Annotated in this window: 10 protein-coding genes; all 10 read left to right on the forward strand. The window is 74.5% G+C overall.

The window, feature by feature from the left end:
* Positions 1-250: FG-GAP repeat domain-containing protein (locus ACFW6A_RS33625; protein ID WP_386645324.1), on the forward strand; the 250-nt coding region annotated here is incomplete at its 5' end.
* Between the two features lie 61 nt (positions 251-311).
* The gene (locus tag ACFW6A_RS33630) at positions 312-2,129 is read left to right on the forward strand and encodes an FG-GAP repeat domain-containing protein (protein WP_386645327.1); all 1,818 of its coding nucleotides are present in this window, start codon (positions 312-314) and stop codon (positions 2,127-2,129) included.
* Between the two features lie 123 nt (positions 2,130-2,252).
* Positions 2,253-3,497, forward strand: a complete 1,245-nt coding sequence (locus tag ACFW6A_RS33635; RefSeq protein WP_386645330.1) for an FG-GAP repeat domain-containing protein — start codon at positions 2,253-2,255, stop codon at positions 3,495-3,497.
* Between the two features lie 140 nt (positions 3,498-3,637).
* On the forward strand, positions 3,638-5,899 hold the full coding sequence (locus ACFW6A_RS33640) for an FG-GAP repeat domain-containing protein (RefSeq protein WP_386645333.1): 2,262 nt from the start codon (positions 3,638-3,640) through the stop codon (positions 5,897-5,899).
* Between the two features lie 65 nt (positions 5,900-5,964).
* The gene (locus tag ACFW6A_RS33645; RefSeq protein ID WP_386645336.1) at positions 5,965-8,142 is read left to right on the forward strand and encodes an FG-GAP-like repeat-containing protein; all 2,178 of its coding nucleotides are present in this window, start codon (positions 5,965-5,967) and stop codon (positions 8,140-8,142) included.
* 64 nt (positions 8,143-8,206) lie between these two features.
* On the forward strand, positions 8,207-10,435 hold the full coding sequence (locus ACFW6A_RS33650; protein ID WP_351856798.1) for a VCBS repeat-containing protein: 2,229 nt from the start codon (positions 8,207-8,209) through the stop codon (positions 10,433-10,435).
* Between the two features lie 33 nt (positions 10,436-10,468).
* Positions 10,469-12,712, forward strand: a complete 2,244-nt coding sequence (locus ACFW6A_RS33655; protein WP_351856796.1) for a VCBS repeat-containing protein — start codon at positions 10,469-10,471, stop codon at positions 12,710-12,712.
* A 93-nt stretch (positions 12,713-12,805) separates the two neighbouring features.
* Positions 12,806-14,953 (forward strand): hypothetical protein, encoded by a 2,148-nt coding sequence (locus tag ACFW6A_RS33660; protein WP_386645339.1) that lies wholly within the window; start codon positions 12,806-12,808, stop codon positions 14,951-14,953.
* A gap of 64 nt (positions 14,954-15,017) precedes the next feature.
* Positions 15,018-17,102 carry a hypothetical protein gene (locus ACFW6A_RS33665; RefSeq protein WP_386645342.1) on the forward strand — a complete coding sequence of 695 codons (2,085 nt, stop codon included), beginning with the start codon at positions 15,018-15,020 and terminating at the stop codon, positions 17,100-17,102.
* 146 nt (positions 17,103-17,248) lie between these two features.
* Positions 17,249-19,450 carry a hypothetical protein gene (locus tag ACFW6A_RS33670; RefSeq protein WP_386645345.1) on the forward strand — a complete coding sequence of 734 codons (2,202 nt, stop codon included), beginning with the start codon at positions 17,249-17,251 and terminating at the stop codon, positions 19,448-19,450.
* The last annotated feature ends 216 nt before the right edge of the window (positions 19,451-19,666 follow it).

Here is a 19,666-nt window from a genome sequence, read left to right on the forward strand (position 1 = left end):
GATGTACCTCGGCAAGGGCGACGGCACCTTCACCGCCCGCACCCGCATCGGCGGCGGCTTCGGCCGCTACTCCGAACTCGTCGGCGCCGGCGACTTCGACGGCGACAAGAAGAACGACCTGCTCGCCGTCGACCCGGCCACCAGGACCACGTACGTCTTCCGGGGGACGGGAGAGCGCTACACCCCGCTCAACCTGACCCGCGACACCACCTCCTTCTTCAAGGGCGTGGCGCACGACCTGAACGGCTGACCGGCACACACCGGCCGGGCATGGCGCGCCCGTGCCCGGCCCCTTCCCGAGGGGGCACTCCTTGCAGCACCGCACCGCCACCGCCCGCCTCGCCACCGCCGTCGCGGCGGTCCTGGCGCTGACCACGGGCGCCGGCACGCTCGCCGCGCCCGTCGCCCTCGCGGCCCCGGCGGCGGCCCCGTCGGCCGGTTCGACGGCCGGTTCGACGCCCGTGGGACCGGTCCGCTCGCTCCCGCCCGGCGCCTCGCTGAGCGGCGCCGGGACGCGGGGCTACCTCGTCGCGATGCCCACGGACACGGACGACCAGCGGATCCTCCGCTGGATCCCGTACGCGGGCGGCGAGCACCACGACGACCACCGCTCCTTCGAGTGGCGCACCCAGACGTCCGGCGACATAGTGGCCGCGACGCTGGAGGGGTACGACGGCTCGCTCACCGACCTGGCCACCGGGGAGTCCTTCCGCATGGAGGGCGTGCCCGGCTGGACGGACGCCGAGTACGCGGGCACCGCCGGAGCGGCCATCGGCGTGCGGGCGCACTCCCGGGTGTACCTGGACACGAAGGACGCGGCGCCCCGCGCGATCGGGAACCTGCCCGAGGGGACCGCGTACGGGGAGCTGCGCCCGGCCACCGCCGAGGTCGGGCTGCTCGACCACACGACCGCCGGGGGCGAGCGGCGCGTGGGGCTGGTCGACCTGACCACCGCCACCGTCACGGAGACGTACGCGCGCGTGGAGGCCGTCTCGGCGACCCGGGTGGCCTGGAGCGAGGCGGCCACCGCCACCGCCCCGCGCCGCGTGGTGGTCCTCGACCGGGCCTCCGGCGCGCGGACCGTCGTCCCGGTGGCCTCCGCGGACGCCGCCCTCCCCCTCGCCCTGCTCGGCGACTGGCTGCTGTACGGCGCCTCGGCCCGGCACCTGGGGACCGGCGAGACGGTCGCCCTCTTCGACCGCGTCGAGTCCCTGGTCCCCGCCCCCGACGGGACGGCGGCCGTCGTCCGGGGCGGCTCGGCCCGGGACGGCGCGGGCGTGCACCGCGTCGCGCTCGGCGCGGACGGCAGGCCGACCGTCCGGCTGCTGGCCCGGCAGGGCACCGCCTCCTCCTTCGTCCACGACGTCGACGCCGACGGCTTCCCCGACCTCCTCGGCCGGGACTCCGCGGGCGCGCTGTGGCGGGACGCCGCCGGGGACGGCCGGAGCCGGACGTCCGCCGGCACCGGCTGGAAGGGGTACGACACGATCGAGGTGGTCGGCGAGGTGGAGAAGCACTCCCCCTCCCACGCCTTCACCGCGGACCTCGTCGCGCGGGACGCCTCCGGCGTCCTCTGGCTGCACCGGAGCGACGGCAACGGCGGCTTCCACCCCCGGGTGAGGATCGGCGGCGGCTGGCAGGTCTACGCCGAGATCGCCGGCGGCAGCGACCTCACCGGCGACGGCCGCCCCGACCTCGTCGCCGCGGACACCACCGGCACCCTCTACCTCTACGAGGGCACCGGCACCGGCACCCGCCCCTACGAGGCCCGCAGGAAGATCGGCGGCGGCTGGCAGGTCTACGACCGGCTCACCGCGGTCGGCGACATCGGCGGCGCCGCGGGCGGGGACCTGGTCGCCCGCGACCGGGACGGCGTCCTCTGGCTCTACCTCGGCAAGGGCGACGGCACCTTCGCCGCCCGCAAGCGGATCGGCGGCGGCTGGCAGGTCTACGGCGAGATCGCCGGCGCCGGGGACGTGGACCACGACGGCAGGGCCGACCTCCTCGCCCACCACCCGGACACCAGGCGGGTGTACCTCTACCGGGGCACCGGCGAGTGGCGGAGCCCCTTCCGCGCCCGCGCCCTGTCGGACGTCCAGGCGGGGTACGCGTACGACCACCTCGCCTGACCCCGGGCCCGTCGAACGGAAGGGCGCCGGACGAAAGTTCGGACCCTCCGTACAACCAGGCGACCTCCTGCCGAGTCTGACCGGGCACGGCACGTCCGTGCCCGGTCTTCCGTGGGAGTTCACTTGCAGTACCGCACCGCCGGCGCCCGCCTCGCCACCGCCGTCACCGCCGTCCTCGCCGCCGCGGCCCTCGGCGCCGGCGCGCTCGCCACGGCGCCGGCGGCCTCCGCGGCCACCTCCGGCGCCGCCGGGCGGGCGGACGTCCCGCTGACGGTCGAGGCGGCCGACCTCCCGGCGACGGCGGACCTCGACAGGACCGGCGGCGAGGTGCGCCTGGGCTGGACGCTGTCGCGCCCCGACGCCTACATGTCCGTCACCCTCACCCACGTGGCCACGGGCAGCACCTACCAGCAGTACGTGCACTCCCCCACCGGCGACGAGAACTTCTCCTTCTCCTGGGACGGGCACATCGGCGACGCCGACGCGCCGAACGGCCCGTACGCCGTGCTGGCCGAGGCGGAGCCGCTCGACGGAACCGGCGAACCCGCCCGCCACACCGGGCGGCTGACCCTCACCCGCACCCCCAACCCCCACGACCACACGGACAACGGCTCCACCGACGTCCTCGCCCGCGACGCGGCCGGCGTCCTGTGGCGCGACGACCTCCGGGACCGGCCGCAGGACGGCAGGGTCCTGAAGGCACAGCGGGCGAAGGTCGGCTCCGGGTGGAACGCGTACCAGCGGATCGAGGCCGCCGGGAACATCGGCGGGGCCGCCCACGGCGACCTGGTCGCCCTCGACGGGGCCGGCGTCCTGTGGCACTACCTCGGCAAGGGCGACGGCACCTTCACCGCCCGCACCCGGGTCGGCGGCGGCTGGCAGAACTACACCGGGCTGACCGGCGGTTCGGACCTCGACGCCGACGGGCGCCCCGACCTGCTCGCCGCGGACGCGGCCGGCGTCCTCTGGCTCTACCGGGGCACCGGCTCCGCCACCCGCCCCTTCGCGCCCCGGGCGAGGGTCGGCGGCGGCTGGCAGGTCTACGACCGGATCGAGGCCACCGGGAACATCGCGGGCACCCCCGCCGGCGACCTCGTGGCCCGCGACAGGGACGGCGTCCTCTGGCTCCACCAGGGCAACGGCCGCGGCGGCTTCGCCGGGCGCGTCCGGGTCGGCGGCGGCTGGGGCGCCTTCTCCCACCTCGTCGGCGCGGGCGACGTCGACAGCGACGGCCGCCCCGACCTCGTCGCCCACGGCGGGAACGGCACGTACGTCTACCGGTCGACCGGCTCCGCCACCCGCCCCTTCACCCGCCTGGCCACCGACCTGTACGCGGGCGAGGGCACGAAGTTCACCAGCGTCTCCTGAGGGCGGGAGCGGGCACCGGCGCCCGGGCCGGATCCTCCACAGATCCCGTACAACCATATGTCGTGATCAACAGTCTCCTAGGCGGTACGCACCATGCGCGTACCGCCCGGCCCGTTCCAGGCTTCCCCAGGGGGACCACCGTGACTTCCGTACGCTCCGCGCGAGGCCGCCGCCTCGGCGCCTCCGTCGCCGCCGTCCTCGCCGCGACCCTCGGCGCCGGCGTCCTCGCCGCACCTTCGGCGGGCGCCGCCGTGAGCGCCGCCCCGCAGGCCGCTCCGACGGCCGACGGACTCGGCGTGGTGCCCGCCTTCCACAAGCTGCTCGGCGGCGGGAAGCACGGCGTCTTCACCATGGACGGGAACCGGTACGACCACCAGGACCCCACCTACGGGCGGCTGACCTACACGCGGTACGCGGACGGCACGACGATCGAGCTCGACATGATCAGCGCCGAGGACCGGGTCGTGGCCACCGGCGACACCGGAGCCGTGATCAGCCCCTTCGAGCAGTCCGTCACCGTCTTCGACGGGGCGCGGGGAGGCTCGTACGCCCTGCCGGTCGACGAGGACACCTACGTCCTCCGGGAGCTCGGGCTCGCGGGCGGCGGCCTGCTCGCCGTCTCCACCACCGGCCCGCGGCCCGTCCTGAAGCTGCACACCGTGGCGGAGGGCAGCCGGGTGGTCGACGGCATGCCCGGCGAGGACGCGTCCCCCGCCCTGGCGTCCGCCACCGACACGCACGCCCTGATCCTCACCGAGGACGCGGAGGGCGCGGCCCTCTGGGTCGTCGTCGACCTGGCCGCCGCGAAGGCCGTGGAGACCTACGCCGTCCCGGCGGCGGCGGACCTGACGTCCGTCACCTTCTCCGACCGGCGGATCGCCTGGACCGAGTACCCGGGGGGCGCCGCCCCCCGTGCGGTCGTCCGCGACCGCTCCGGCGGCGGCGACACCGTGCTGCCGCTCCCCCCGGCGCCCGGCCAGGACTACGACCTCGGCCTGGTCGGCGACTGGCTGACGTACAGCCGGCCCGGCGGACTCGCCGCGACCGCGCCGTCCCCGGCGCGGCCCCTGACGGCCCGCCACCTGACCGGTGCCGGCGAGTCGTTCGAGCTGCTGGACCACACCGTCCGGTCCGCCGACAGCCCCGCGGGCGGCCAGACCGTGTGGGGCGGCAGCGTCGCCGCCGGGGAGAACGGCGAGGGCGTCTACCGGATCACCGCCGGCGCGGACGGCGTGCCGACGGCCGTGGAGGAGGCGACCACCGGCCAGTCCACCGCCCTGCGCCCCGTCTCCACGGAGCTCCCGGACGACGGGAAGACGATCCGGCCGGTGAACGGCGTCCTCGCCCCCACCCGCTTCGACTTCGCGCTGAACCGGGGCGGCGTGCGGGTCGACGCCGTCTTCCGGCACCAGGACGGCGGGACGCTCACCCGCAGCTGGACCTCCACGGAGCGGAACATCCGCTTCGACTGGGAGCACTACCTCGGCTCCACGGAGAACGGCGCGCCCCGGCACTCCGGCGCCCCCAGCGGCGCCTACCGGATCTCCTTCACCTTCACCCCGCTGAACGGCATCGGTCCGGCGGTGGAGGTGAAGGGCCAGCGCACCCTGGAGCTCGGCCACCGGCCGCACGGCTTCGACTTCGACACCACCCCCGACCTGCTCGCCCGCGACTCCTCCGGCGTCCTGTGGACCGACAGCACGGTCATGACGTCGCAGGGCGAGCTGGACGCGCGGCGGGCACGGGTCGGCGGCGGCTGGCAGGCGTACGACCGGATCGAGGCCACCGGCGACATCGCCCGTTCCCAGCGGTCCGACATCGTCGCCCGCGACCGGTCCGGCGTCCTGTGGTTCTACGAGAGCAACGGCTACGGGCGCTTCTACGACCGCTCCCGGATCGGCGGCGGCTGGCAGGTCTACGACCAGATCGCAGGCGGCTCCGACCTCACCGGCGACGGGCGGCCCGACCTCCTCGCCGCCGACAGGACCGGCGTCCTGTGGCTCTACCGGTCCACCGGGAACGTCGAGGCGCCCTTCGCCGCCCGCAAGAAGGTCGGCGCGGGCTGGGGCGTCTACAACCAGCTCACCGCCACCGGGAACATCGCCGGCGCCGGCGCCGGCGACCTCGTCGCCCGCGACAAGGACGGCGTCCTCTGGCTCTACCTCGGCAAGGGCGACGGCACCTTCACCGCCCGCACCCGGATCGGCGGCGGCTGGAACGCCTACACCGAGCTGATCGGCGGCGGCGACGCCGACAACGACGGGAAGGCCGACCTGTTCGCGTACAACGCCCGGGAGGAGAAGACGTACCTCTACGGCGGCACCGGCGACCGCACCAAGCCCTTCAAGGTCCGCAAGGCGAACACGGCCTTCGCCGGCGGCGCGTACGACCGCCTCGCCTGACCACCAGCCCACGAGGGCGGTGCGCCCCGCCGGGCGCACCGCCCGTCCCGGACAGGGGAACCCGCATGCCCGACCGCTCCACCGCTCGCCGCCTCGGCGCCTCCGTCGCCGCCGTCCTCGCCGCGACCCTCGGCGCCGGCGTCCTCGCCGCCCCGCCGGCGGGCGCCGCCGACTCCCCCGCGCCCCTCCGGGTCGGGCCGCAGGCGGCGGTCGTCGCCGCCGGGTCGACGGGCTTCCTCGTCTCGATGAACCGCTACACCGGGGGCGAGCAGTTCTGGGTGCGGTACGGCACCGGGGAGCGCACCCCGATCGAGGAGGCCACGTACGAGTACGTGGGCGAGAACCACGTCGTCGGCGACGACACCCTGCTGTGCCGGTCCGTCGCCACGGTGCGGAACATGACCACGGGCGCCACCGTCCTGACCGCGCCCATGGAGCGCGGCGAGCAGTGCGCCGGGCTCGCCGGCGGCGCGGTCTTCTTCACGTCCTGGGGCCCGACCGGCAAGCTGCGGATGCACGACGCCGAGCACGGCAGCCGCCCCGTCACGGGCATCCCGGCGGGCTCCACGTACATGCAGGTCCGACAGGGCACCGCCACCCACGCGCTGCTCCGCTACCGGGGTCCCGACGGCGTCGAGCACCGGGGCACCGTCGACCTCGCCACGGCGGCCGTCGCGGAGGACTACGCGGCGCCGCTCACCGCCGAGTGGCGCTTCGAAGCGGCCCTCTCGGACACCCGCATCGCGTGGAACGAGTACGACCCCGCGACCGGGAGGTCCACCGTCGTCGTGCACACCCGCGGCACGGCCGAGAAGCAGGTCGTCGAGGCGGCCCGGGACGCCCACGTCGCCTTCCTCGGCGACCGGCTCGTCCACGCCGCCCCGGACGGCACCCAGGCGCTCAGCCCGTCGCCGCTGAACCGGCTGACCGTCGTGGACCTGAAGACCGGCGCCACGACCCGGCTGCTCGACCACGTGCGGGCCGTCGCCGCCGCCCCCGACGGCGACCTGCTGGTCAGCGGCGGAGAGATCGGCACCGGCGACGGCGTGTTCCGCGTCTCGGCCGGCGCGGACGGGACGCCCACCGCCTCCTTCCTCGCCGACGGCGGCTACCCCGCCGAGCTGGCGGAGGTCGGCACGCCCCGTCTGCCTCCCACGACGGCCGACTTCGACGCGAAGCGCTTCGTCCCCTTCGAGCAGTTCTTCAACCACAAGGGCGTGAAGTACCGCTACACCCTCACGCACGTGCGGACCGGCAAGACCTACACCCACGTCGAGAACGGCTACGTCGGCGCCGGGGACGACGGCTACTACCCCGACGGCATCCCCCTGGGCTGGGGCTGGGACGGTACCTTCAACGACGGCAACGCCTCCGACCCGAAGGGGTCGATGGCCGCCTTCAACGGCGCCTACACCTGGGAGTCGGTCGCCGAGTCCGGCGGCGGCTTCGGCGCGCCGGTCAAACGGTCCGGCGCCCTCACCGTCACCCGCGCGCAGAAGCCGCACGACTTCGACGACAACGGCTCGCCCGACGTGCTCGCCCGCGACGCCTCCGGCGTGCTGCGCACCCACGACTCCGGTTACATCGGCGGCGGCTGGCAGGTCTACGACCGGATCGAGGCCACCGGGAACATCGCCGGCACCGGCTTCGCCGACCTCGTCGCCCGTACGCCCTCCGGCACGCTGTACCTCTACCAGGGCGACGGCCGCAACGGCTTCGCGGGCCGCGTGAAGGTCGGCGGCGGCTGGCAGACGTACGAGAGGATCGCCGGCGGCTCCGACTTCACCGGCGACGGCCGCCCCGACCTGGTCGCCGCCGACAAGGCGGGCGTCCTGTGGCTGTACCGGTCCACCGGGAACGCCGGCGCCCCCTTCGCCGCCCGGCAGCGGATCGGCGGCGGCTGGGGGGTCTACGACCAGCTCACCGCCACCGGGAACATCGCGGGCGCGTCCGCGGGCGACCTCCTCGCCCGCGACAAGGACGGCGTCCTGTGGATGTACCTCGGCAAGGGCGACGGCACCTTCACCGCCCGCACCCGCATCGGCGGCGGCTTCGGCCGCTACTCCGAGCTGATCGGCGCCGGTGACTACGACCGCGACGGCAAGAACGACCTGCTCGCCGTCGACCCGGCCACCAGGACCACGTACGTCTTCCGGGGGACGGGAGAGCGGTACACCCCGCTCCACCTGACCCGCTCCGCCACGCCCCTCCTCAAGGGCGGGTCGTACAACCTTTTCTCCTGATCGGTGGTCATACGGGTCGGTCCGCACGCCTTTGCGGACCGGCCCGTCCCCGTTTGGAGAGCCCGTGCTTCCCGTACGCCTCACCCGCCGCGCCGCGGCCGCCGCGGCCACCGTCCTCGCCGTCACCCTCGGCGCCGGAGCCCTGACCGTCCCGGCCGCCGCCTCGGACGAGGCGACCGCCGCGGGGACGCAGGAGGCCGTCACCCGCGTGGCCCTGAACTACGTGGTCGACGAGGCCGGCACCGCCGGGTTCTTCGACAGCCTCTGGTTCAACGAGGGCGTGCGCGCGTGGACGAGCTACAAGGACGGCCGCTCCTACAGCCTGAGCCGCTACACGAAGTCGGTCTCGGTGGTCGGCGGCAACCAGTTCGTCGACGACGTGACCGACACCGTGGTCGACATGGCGACCGGGGCCCGCTACCAGCTCCCCGACGGCAACACCCTGGCGATCGGCATCGCCGGCCCCTACGTCTTCACCGCGCTCGCCACCGCCTCCGGCCCCACGCTGTGGGCCCACACCGCCGAGGGCAGCCGGCAGGTCACCGGCCTGCCCGCCGGGGCGAAGGACCTCTCGGTCCGGCCCGGCACCGCGGCGTACGGCGTCGTCGCCTTCACCGGCGCGGACGGCGAGCGGCACCAGGGCCTGGTGGACCTCGCGGCGGGGAAGGTCACCGAGGACTACGCGGTCCCGGCGTCGGCCTCCTCGTTCACCTTCTCGGACACCCGGGTCGCCTGGGCGGAGCGGGACGCCGCGACCGGCACGGCGCGGGCCGTCCTCGTCGACCGGAAGACCGCCGGGCGGAAGACCGTCGACCTCGGCCGGATGCCCCGCACCGCCGAGGTGCAGCTCATGGGCGACTGGCTCCTCGACGGGCTGCCCCTGCGGGAGGGCCGGGACCTGACGCCCGGCTACGGCCTGCGCGCCCGGAACCTCGCGGACGGCTCCGCGCCGGTCAAGCTGCTCGACCACTTCCAGACGATGACCCGGGACACCGGCGGCGGCGTCCTGGCCAGCGGCGGCCGGCTGGGGAAGGGCGAGGGCGTCCACCGGATCGAGCGCGGCGCGGACGGCAGGCCCGCCGTCACCCTCGTCGCGAGCAACGGCTCGCCGACCGAGACCGCGCAGCTGCGCGAATCCCCGATCCCCGAGCTGCTCGATCTGGACCAGCGGAGGTACGCCTGGCTGTGGTGGTCCGTGAACCACTGGGACACCAAGGCCACGGTGCGGCTGCGGCACGTCCGCACCGGCAAGACCTACGACTGGACGTCCAACGGCTACAGGGGAGGCCGGAGCATGGACGGGAACATCAGCGACTACTCCGACGGCTTCTCCATGGGCCCCTCCTCCGAGTGGAGGGGGACGTTCGGCACCGAGAACGAGCTCGGCTCCGTCCACACCGGCGCCGCCTACAACGGCGACTACACCTGGGAGTTCACCGCCGAACCCCTGTCCGGTCTCGGCCCCGCCCTGAAGAGGTCAGGCACCTTCACCCTCGTCCGCAGCCCCAAGCAGCACGACTTCGACGACAACGGCTCGCCCGACGTCCTCGCCCGCGACGCCTCCGGCGTCCTGCGGTCCGACACCTCGGTCCGCAGGAGCCCCTGGAGCGAGACCGAGGTCCCGGAGACCACGATCGGCGGCGGCTGGCAGATCTACGACCGCATCGAGACCGTCGGCGACGTCGCCGGCTCCGTCCACGCCGACGTGATCGCCCGCGACGCGGCCGGCGTCCTCTGGCTCTACCAGGGCGACGGCAACGGCGGCTTCGCCCGCCGCGTCCAGGTCGGCGGCGGCTGGCAGACGTACGAGAGGATCACCGGCGGCTCCGACTTCACCGGCGACGGCCGCCCCGACGTCGTGGCCGTCGACAAGGCGGGCGACCTGTGGCTGTACAAGGCCACCGGCAGCGCCACCAAGCCCTTCGACGCCCGGAAGAAGGTCTCCTCCGGCTGGGGCGGCTACGACCAGCTCACCGCCACCGGCAACATCGCGGGCGCCGCCCACGGCGACCTCGTCACCCGGGACGCGGACGGCGTCACGTGGATGTTCCTCGGCAAGGGCGACGGCACCTTCACCGCGCCCACCCGCCTGCGCGAGGGCTTCGGCCGCTACAGCAAGTTCCTCGGCGCCGGCGACTACGACGCCGACGGCCGCAACGACCTGCTCGCCGTCGAGGCCGCCACCGGCAGGACGTACCTCTTCCGGGGCACCGGCGGTCGCACCACCCCGTTCGAGCGGGCCCGCATCGCCACCTCCCTCTTCTCCTCGGGCTCGTACGACCTGTTCGGCTGACCGCACCTCTCCTCCCGCAGAAGGGCGAAGCACATGAACGGACGCCACTCCCCCCGCCGTCTGGCGGCCCTGCTCCTCGCCCTCTCCACCGCGACGGCGGTGACGGGAACCCTCGTCACCGCCGTCCCGGCGGCCGGTGCCGCCGGGGCCGGGGCCGCCCGCCCGGCCGCCGCCGAGGCGGCGGCCCTGCCCGTGGGCGCCCAGGTCGTCAGCGCCGGCGCGACCGGCTACCTGACCAGCCGCGAGGACGCGGCCGGGAAGACGGTGCTGGAGTGGCGGACCTTCGCGGACGGGTCGGTCACGGTCCTGTCCGGGGCGACCGCCGGGTACGACAGCGGCTCGGACCACGCCGTGGTGAGCGGCCCGGCCGGGGTGACCGTCCGCGACATGCGGCCGGGCGCCACCCGCTCCGCGACGTACGACCTGGCAGCGGAGTTCAAACCGGGTGCCCAGCTGATCGGGGCCGTCGGCGCGCACCTGTTCGTCACCGTGCCGACGCCGGGGGGCTTCTCCGACCTGTACGAGCTGTACGAGGCCCCCGGCGGCGGGGTGCGGAAGACGAAGCGGTCCTCGCGCCCCCGGGCGATCGGCTTCGTCGTGGCGGCCTCCTCCGGCGACCGGGTGCTGTTCCTGGGCACGAACCAGGTGACCGAGAACCTGAGCCCCCGGGCGTACTGGCAGTCCGTCGTGACCCTCGGCGAGGACACGGCCGTGGACGGGGAGGCCGCCCGGGACCTGGGCGACACCGGCCGGTGGGCGTCTCCGCTGAGGGGCGCGCTGACCGCCGACCACCGTGCGTGGACCTGGCAGGAGCCGGCCGCCGCCGGCATCACCGTGGCCTCGGCCGAGGGCGAGCGCCACGTCGTGTTCGGCTCCGGACTGGGCGCCCCGTACCTCGCGGGGATCGTCGGGAACACCCTCGCGCACAGCGAGGTGCGCACCGTCGAGGCGCCGCCGGACGAGCTGTTCCCGCTGTACGGGCGGGACCTCGACGGCGACGGGGGCACGTCGTACAAGCTCCTGGAGGACTACACGAGCGTGGCGCACGCCCCCGACGGGAGCCTGCTCGTGCGGGGCAGGTCCCCCGAGCACGACGGGCTGTTCCGGATCTCGGCGGGCGCCGGGCGCCCGGTGGTCTCGCTGGTGGCGGACACCGGCCGGGACGTGACGATGAGGATCGTCGCCTCGCACGTGCCGGCCGTGGTCGACATGCAGGCCCGGGCCAGGCCCTACCGGATGGACTGGGTGCTGAACCAGGCGTGGGCCCACGTCGAGGTGAGGCTCACCCACGCGGCCACCGGCGCCACGCTGCGGACGTACGCCGCCCGGACGGGGTACGAGAGCTCCGCCCCGTACGTCCTCGACTGGGACGGGCTCGTGGACGGGGTCCCCGCCCCGAACGGCGCCTACCGGTGGGAGGTCACGGCCCGGCCGTTCGACGGGGTCGCCGCCCCGGCGACCGCCTCGGGCTCGTTCACGGTCCGCCGGGACCGCAACCCGCACGATTTCAACGACAACGGCTCGACGGACCTGCTGGCCCGGGACGCCTCGGGCGTGCTGTGGCGCGACGACCTCTTCGACTGGCCGGTGGACGCCCACCTGGCGGTGGCCCGGCGGACGAGGGTGGGCGCCGGGTGGAACACGTACGAGCGGATCGAGGCCGTCGGGAACATCGCCGGGGCCGCCCACGGCGACCTGGTCGGGGTCGACGGCTCCGGTCTCCTGTGGCACTACCTCGGCAAGGGCGACGGCACCTTCACCGCCCGCCGCAGGGTCGGCGGCGGCTGGCAGGTCTACGACCGGCTCACCGGCGGCTCGGACCTGAACGGCGACGGCCGCCCGGACCTCGTCGCCTCGGACGGGACCGGCACGCTGTGGTTCTACCGGGGCACCGGCGACGCGGCCCGGCCCTTCGCGGCCCGGGTGAGGGTCGGCGGCGGCTGGCAGGTCTACGACCGGCTCACCGCCGTCGGGAACATCGCGGGCACCGCCGCCGGCGACCTCGTCGCCCGCGACCGCTCCGGCGTCCTCTGGCTCTACCAGGGGAACGGCCGCGGCGGCTTCGCCGGACGCGTCCGGGTCGGCGGCGGCTGGCAGGTCTACGCGCACCTCGTCGGCGCGGGCGACCTCGACAACGACGGCCGTCCCGACCTCGTCGCCCACGGCGCGGACGGCACCGTCGTGTACGGGACGACCGGCTCCGCCACCCGCCCCTTCACCCGTCTGGCCGCCGAGCTGTACCCGGACGAGGGCACCGCGTTCGACCCGGTCCTCTGATCGCCGTCCGTACAACCATCCGTTCATCCCAGGGGTCTTGTGGAGGTCACGTTCTCCGTGACGCCGCAGGTCCCGCTCCAGGAGGCATCCGCCGTGTCACGCGCCCGCACCCCCCGGCCCCGGCCGGCCGCCGCCGTCGCCCTCGTCCTGGCCGCCACGGCCGTCGGCACGCTCGCCGGTCCGGCCGGCGCCGCGCCGGCCGCGCCCGTCACGAGCGCGGTGCGGACGGCCGCCGCCGCGGAGTCGACCTTCCCGTTCCCGTCGAACGAGTTCGTCCTCGGCGCGGGGCCCACCGGGATCCTCACGTCCCCGTGGACGGGGGTCAACGGGCCGAGGAAGTCCGTCTGGAGGCGGTACGCCGACGGCGCCACCACCGAGTTCGTCGGGAGCGCGACCTCCCGGTTCCGGGGCTCCCAGGGCACCGACCTCATGGTGCGCAGCGAGGGCACCCGCCACTTCCTGTACGACCTCGCCAAGGGCGGCGATCCGGTCGTCATCGACAGCCCCCACAAGCTGAGCACGGTCAACGGCTCGACCCTCGTCATGCTGGACGCGGCGGGGAAGGTCCGTCTCGTCAGCCGCACGCCCGGCGGCGCGACCGTGGACCGGGGGGTGACCGGGCTGACCGGGAAGGCCCTGGAGGCCTTCGACGGCCTGCCCGGGACGGTCGCGGTGGAGACCTGGGCGGAGGACGCCAAGCGGATCTCCCTGGTCGACGTCGCCACGGCCGCCGTCACCGAGTCGTACGCCATCGACGTCGGCGCCGGCTTCGTGCAGGTCACGCCCGAGCGTCTGGCCTGGCATCCGTCCTCCACCACGACCCGGGTCGTCGACCGGAGGACCGGGCGGAGCCAGACCTTCCCCTACCCGGCCGGACTCGCCCTGGGCGGCGACTGGCTGGCGATCACGGAGACCCGCACGGTCGGGGGCGTCACCTACCCGAACCGTCCGGTCGTCCTGAAGTCCCTCTTCGACGGGCGGCAGTTCGCCCTGCTCGACGAGGTGGAGCAGGTGGTCCACGACAGCGGCGGCACGCTGCTGCGCGGCGGCACCTTCGAAGAGGGCCGGGGCCTCTTCCGGCTGGCGCTCGACGCGAACGGCGCTCCGGCGGCCACGATGATCGGGGACGGCGACGACCCGCTGGAGCTCGTCCTGCGGAAGCTGAACATCCAGGACGTCTACCGCTTCGACGGCACCGACCCGCTCATCACCTGGGAGTTCAACCACCTCGGTGTGACGCTGGATCTGGAGCTGACCCACACGGCCTCCGGCCGCACGGTGACCCTCCACGACAACATGAACGACTACATCCGCTGGAACGGCGAACTGGACCGTCGGTTCCGTGCCTTCAACGGCGCCTACACGTGGAAGCTGACCGCCCGGCCGAACAACGGCCTCGGCCCCGACGTGGTGAGGACCGGCACCACCACCGTGCAGCGCGGCACCGTGCCGCGCGACTTCAACGACAACGCCGGCCCCGACGCGCTCGTCCGCGACAGCGCCGGAAACCTCACCGCGTACGAGTTCGACCAGGTGCGCGCCATGAGCGCCGAACAGGACTGCTGGGACGACGGCTGCCCGCCGTGGGTGCCGGACGTGCAGCCCACGGTGCTGGGCACCGGGTGGAACACGTACACGCTGATGGCCTCGCCCTCGGACCGCACCGTCGTCGGCCGGGACCGCGACGGCGTGCTGTGGCTGCACCGGAACGAGAAGCAGAAGCTGCTGCCCCGCACGAAGGTCGGCGGCGGCTGGCAGGTCTACAACAAGCTCGTCGGAGGCTCCGACCTGAACAACGACGGGCGCGGCGACCTCCTCGCCACCGACACCTCCGGCGTGCTGTGGTTCTACGCCTCGACCGGCGACGCCACCCGACCCTTCAAGCCCCGCGTGCGCGTGGGCGGCGGCTGGCAGGTCTACAACCTCCTCGTCGCGCCCGGGAACCTCGCCGGGGCCTCCGGCGGCGACCTCCTCGCCCGCGACAAGGACGGGGTGCTGTGGATGTACCTCGGCAAGGGCGACGGCACCTTCACCGCCCGCCGCCAGGTCGGCGGCGGCTGGCAGAAGTACACCCACCTCGTCCCCGCCGGCACGAACGAGGGCGGCACGGCCGACCTGTACGCGGTCGGCACCTCCGGCTCCGCGCTCTACCCCGGCCTCGACAGCACCACCCGCCCCTTCGGCGCTCCGCGGGCCACGCTCCTGCGCGCCGACGCCACCCGCTTCAAGACCTTCTTCTGACCCGCACGCCCCACACGCCTCGCACGCCTCGCACGCCTCCGAAAGGGCCGATGTGAACCACCGCATGTCACGACGCCGGCTGACCGCGGCCGTCCTCACCGCGACGGCCGTGACCGGGACCCTGCTGGCCGCCCCGGCGGCCCTCGCCGCGCCCGCCGCGCCGGTCGCCGGGATCTCGGCGGCCGCCCAGGACGTCGCGCCCTTCCCGAAGGACGGCGTGCTGCTCACCGCCGGTGCGACCGGCTTCCTCGCGAAGGCGGGCACGTCCTCCGCACCGTACTTCTGGACGCGGTACGACGGCACGGTCACCCCGCTGCCCGGCGCCCGGTACCTCGGCGCCGACGGGACCGACACGGTCGTGCAGGACGCGGGCGACGGCACGTACACCCTGCGCGACATGGGCTCGGACGCCGCGCCCGTGGTCCTCACCGCTTCGGGCAGGCTCGTGGGCGTCGTGGGCACGGAGCTCGTGATGCAGGACGCCCAGGGGATCCACCTGGTGGGCAAGGCGGGGGACGGGGTCGTCCGCCGCACGGTGACCGGTCTGCCGCCGGGTACGCCGAGCCTGCGCGGCACCGCGCCGGGGGCGCTGACCGTGTCGGCGGACGACGGCACGGACCGGCTCGCCCTGGTGGACGCGACCACGGCCTCCGTGGTCAAGACCGTCACGGCCCGCAACAGCGTCCTGGGGTTCGAGTCCGTCGCCGGGTCGCCGACGCACATGACCTGGTACGACTACACGCCCGCCGACGACGGCGGATCGTTCCACCTCTTCGACCGGGCGACCGGCGGGGTCCAGGTCCTGGACGGGTTCGGCGGCGGCCGGCCGGTGGCCCTCTCGGAGGACTGGCTGGCGGTCGGGAGCGGCGTCGGGCCGCTCGTGCTCCGCTCCCTGGCCGATGGCCGGAAGGCCCGGATCCTCGACACCGTCCGCGACGTACGGCCCGGGGCCGGCGGCGCGTTCCTCGCGCAGGGCACCCTCGACCGGGTGCAGGGCGTCTACCGGGTCACCGTCGGCGCGGACGGCACGCCCGCCGCGCGGCTCGTGGCGGACGCCGGGCGCCTCCCGGACCTCGTCATGACGCACGAGGACACGCCGACGACCGTCACCTTCGACGACGAGGACGACCGGGCCACCTTCGCCTGGGACTTCAACCTGCCGGTGGCGCCCCGGCTCACCCTGACCCACACCGCCACCGGGCGGCAGCGGACCCTCACGTACAGCACCCACTCCCCGGGGCCCCGGTACCGTTTCACGTGGAACAGCGACGGCGGGTACTTCGGCGCGGGCGACTACAGCGGTGAGTACACCTGGAAGATGACGGCCACGGAGACGACCAACGTCGGCCCCGTCGTCGAGCGGACCGGCACCCTCACGCTCAACCGTCCCGCGACGGCACGCGACTTCGACGCCAACGGCTTTCCCGACGTCCTCGCCCGCGACAAGGACGGCCTGCTGTCCGCGTACGAGGCCAAGCAGCTGGGCCGCCTGGCCACGGGCAAGCCGGTCTCGACGCCCCTGGGCACCGGCTGGAACACGTACACGCTGATGGCCTCGCCCTCGGACCGCACCGTCGTCGGCCGGGACCGCGACGGCGTGCTGTGGCTGCACCGGAGCGAGGGGCAGAAGCTGCTGCCCCGCACGAAGGTCGGCGGCGGCTGGCAGGTCTACAACAAGCTCGTCGGAGGCTCCGACCTGAACAACGACGGGCGCGGCGACCTCCTCGCCACCGACACCTCCGGCGTCCTGTGGTTCTACGCCTCGACCGGCGACGCCACCCGCCCCTTCAAGTCCCGCGTGCGCGTGGGCGGCGGCTGGCAGGTCTACAACCTCCTGTCCGCGCCCGGGAACCTCGCCGGCGCCCTCGGCGGCGACCTCCTCGCGCGCGACGCCTCCGGCGTCCTCTGGCTCTACCTCGGCAAGGGCGACGGCACCTTCACCGCCCGCCGCCAGGTCGGCGGCGGCTGGCAGAAGTACACCCACCTCGTCCCCGCCGGCACGAACGACGGCGGCGCGGCCGACGTGTACGCGGTGGGCCCGGCCGGCCTCGTCGCCTACACCGGCCTCTACAGCACCACCCGCCCCTTCGGCCCCGGCCGCGCCCTCGCCGTGGACCTCGACCCCACCCGCTTCACGGCCTTCTTCTGACGGGACGCCCCAGGCGGCGGAACAAAAAGTGTGAACCGCCATACAACCCCACATTGCCCTCGGGAGTCTGACGGAGGGAGCGGCGCTTCCGCACCGCGCCCTCCGTCTCCTCGTGAACCAGCCGACTCCACCGAAGGGCCTGCCCGTTGAACCGCACTCCCTCGTACCGGCACCGTCTCGCGACGGCCGTCGCCGTCGCGTTCGCCGTGACCGCAGGTGCCGCCGCGGCCCCCGCCCTCGCCGCCCCCTCGTCCGCTCCCGCCCTCGCCGTCACGGCCCCCGCCGCCGCCGGAGAGGCGGAGCAGGACTCGATAGGCATCCGCGCGGGCCTCCTCCGCAGCAGCGGTCCCTCCGGCTTCCTGACCCGTTCGAAGACGGCGGCCGACCAGTTCTTCTGGACGCGGTACGCGGACGGCGCCACCGTCACGCTGCCCCGCGGCGAGTACCACGGCTCCGCGCAGAGCGACGTGATCGTGCGGCAGGCCGGGACGGACCGCTACGCGGTGCACGACATGGCCACGGGAGCAGCGCCCGTCGAGATCGACACCGCGTTCCTCGGCTCGTCCGCGCAGTTCCTCGGACCCGCCGGACGGACCCTCGTCTTCCGGACCTCGAACACCTCGGGCCACGCCACCCTGCACCTGGTCTCCCAGGAGGGCGCCGAGGTCGCCGACCGCACGGTCACCGGCCTGCCCGCCGACACCAAGGTCGTCCGCCACAGCCTGTCCTCGCCCGGCGTCCTCGCCCTCCTCCACACCGGTACGGTCGGCGGGGTGTCCCAGACCCGTCTCGGCGTCGTCGACCTGACGGCCGGGAAGCTCGTGGACAGCCGCGTCGTGCCCGCCAACACCGGCTCCATCAGCGCCTCCGCCACGCACGTGGCCTGGGTGGAGGGGGGGTACGTGGTGACGGCCCGCCGGGGCGCCACCGGCACCGTCCGGACGTCCGCAGGCTGGCGGGACGGGCTCCGCGTCGACCTGATGGGCGACTGGGTCACGTACAGCCTGCCCGGCGGATCGACCGCCACCACGCCGTACGACCACTACGCGCTGACGGCCCGTTCGCTCACCGCCGGGAACACGACCACCGTCAAGCTCCTGGACACCACGGTGACCGCGTACACGGAGGCGGACGGCGGGCTACTGGTCCAGGGCGGGACCGTCGAGCACGGCGAGGGCGTCTACCGGATCGCCCCGGGCGCCGACGGCCTGCCGGCGGCCACGATCGTGGCGGACACCGGCGAGTCCACGGCGCTGGCGCTGACGGAGGAGAAGGTCACCGGGACCATCGACCTGCGCCGCCGCACCGGCGTGCCGGACATGGCCTGGAGCCTCAACCAGAAGAACGCGGACGTGGACGTCAGGTTCACCGAGAAGGCGACCGGCGCCACCGCCTGGGTCCCGGCCCGGGACGACGACGGGGACGGGGTCTACACCGTCTTCTGGGACGGCGTGCTGGGCCGCGACGGCGCCACCAACGGCGCGTACACGTGGACGCTGACCGCCAGCCCCGCCAACCGCATCGGACCCGACGTGACCCGGTCCGGCTCCTTCGTCATGGACAGCGGCCACGGCCCGCACGCCTACTCCAACAGCTTCTCCCCCGACCTGCTGACGCGCACCGGTGCGGGCCGGCTCGTCTCGTACGACGTCCGCAGCCTCACCGACAACGGCCATTCCGCGCCCGCGAAGGACCACGGCGGCGGCTGGCAGATCTACGACCGGCTGGTCGCCACCGGCGACGTGGCGGGGACCACCCACGCCGACGTCCTCGGCCGCGACCGCACCGGCGTCCTCTGGTTCTACCAGGGCACGGACACCGGCCTCGCCCGGCGGACCCAGGTCGGCGGCGGCTGGCAGATCTACGACAAGCTCGCCGGCGGCACCGACGTGACGGGCGACGGCCGCGCCGACCTCCTCGCCGCCGACAAGACCGGCGTCCTCTGGCTCTACCCCGCCACCGGCAGCACCACCCGGCCCTTCGCCACCCGCAAGAAGATCGGCGGCGGCTGGCAGACCTACGACAAGCTCGTCAGCCTGCACAACGGCCGCGGCCTCGTCGCCCGGGACCGGACCGGCGTCCTCTGGTCGTACTCGGCCAAGGGCGACGGCACGCTCACCGCCCGCCGGCAGGTCGGCGGCGGCTGGCAGCGGTTCGAGGAGATCGTCGGCGTCGGCAACGCGGACCGCGACGAGCGCTTCGACCTGATCGGCTACGACCAGGCCCACCTCGGCTGGACCCTGCACTTCTACGGCAGCGCCAACGCCTCGGCGACCATGTACCTCGGCGGCCGGAAGCAGCTCTCCACCCCGCCCGCCCTGGACGACCGGAACCTCCTGGTCTTCTGAGGCCCGGCCCCGGCCCCGGCCCCCCGTCCGGGGCTCCCGGACCTGACACATTCCGGACGACTTCAGGCCGCCTTACAACCCTCGGGACACCTCGGGAGTCATGCGGGCGGGGGGGGGGGGGGCCCCCCCCCCCCCCCCGGGGGGGCCCGGGTGGATAAAAAAAAAAAAAAACCACCCCACCCCCGTACAAGAATGAGTTGCGGGTGGGGGGGTTGA

Source organism: Streptomyces sp. NPDC058758 (genome assembly GCF_042746075.1).
Taxonomy (GTDB): Bacteria; Actinomycetota; Actinomycetes; order Streptomycetales; family Streptomycetaceae; genus Streptomyces.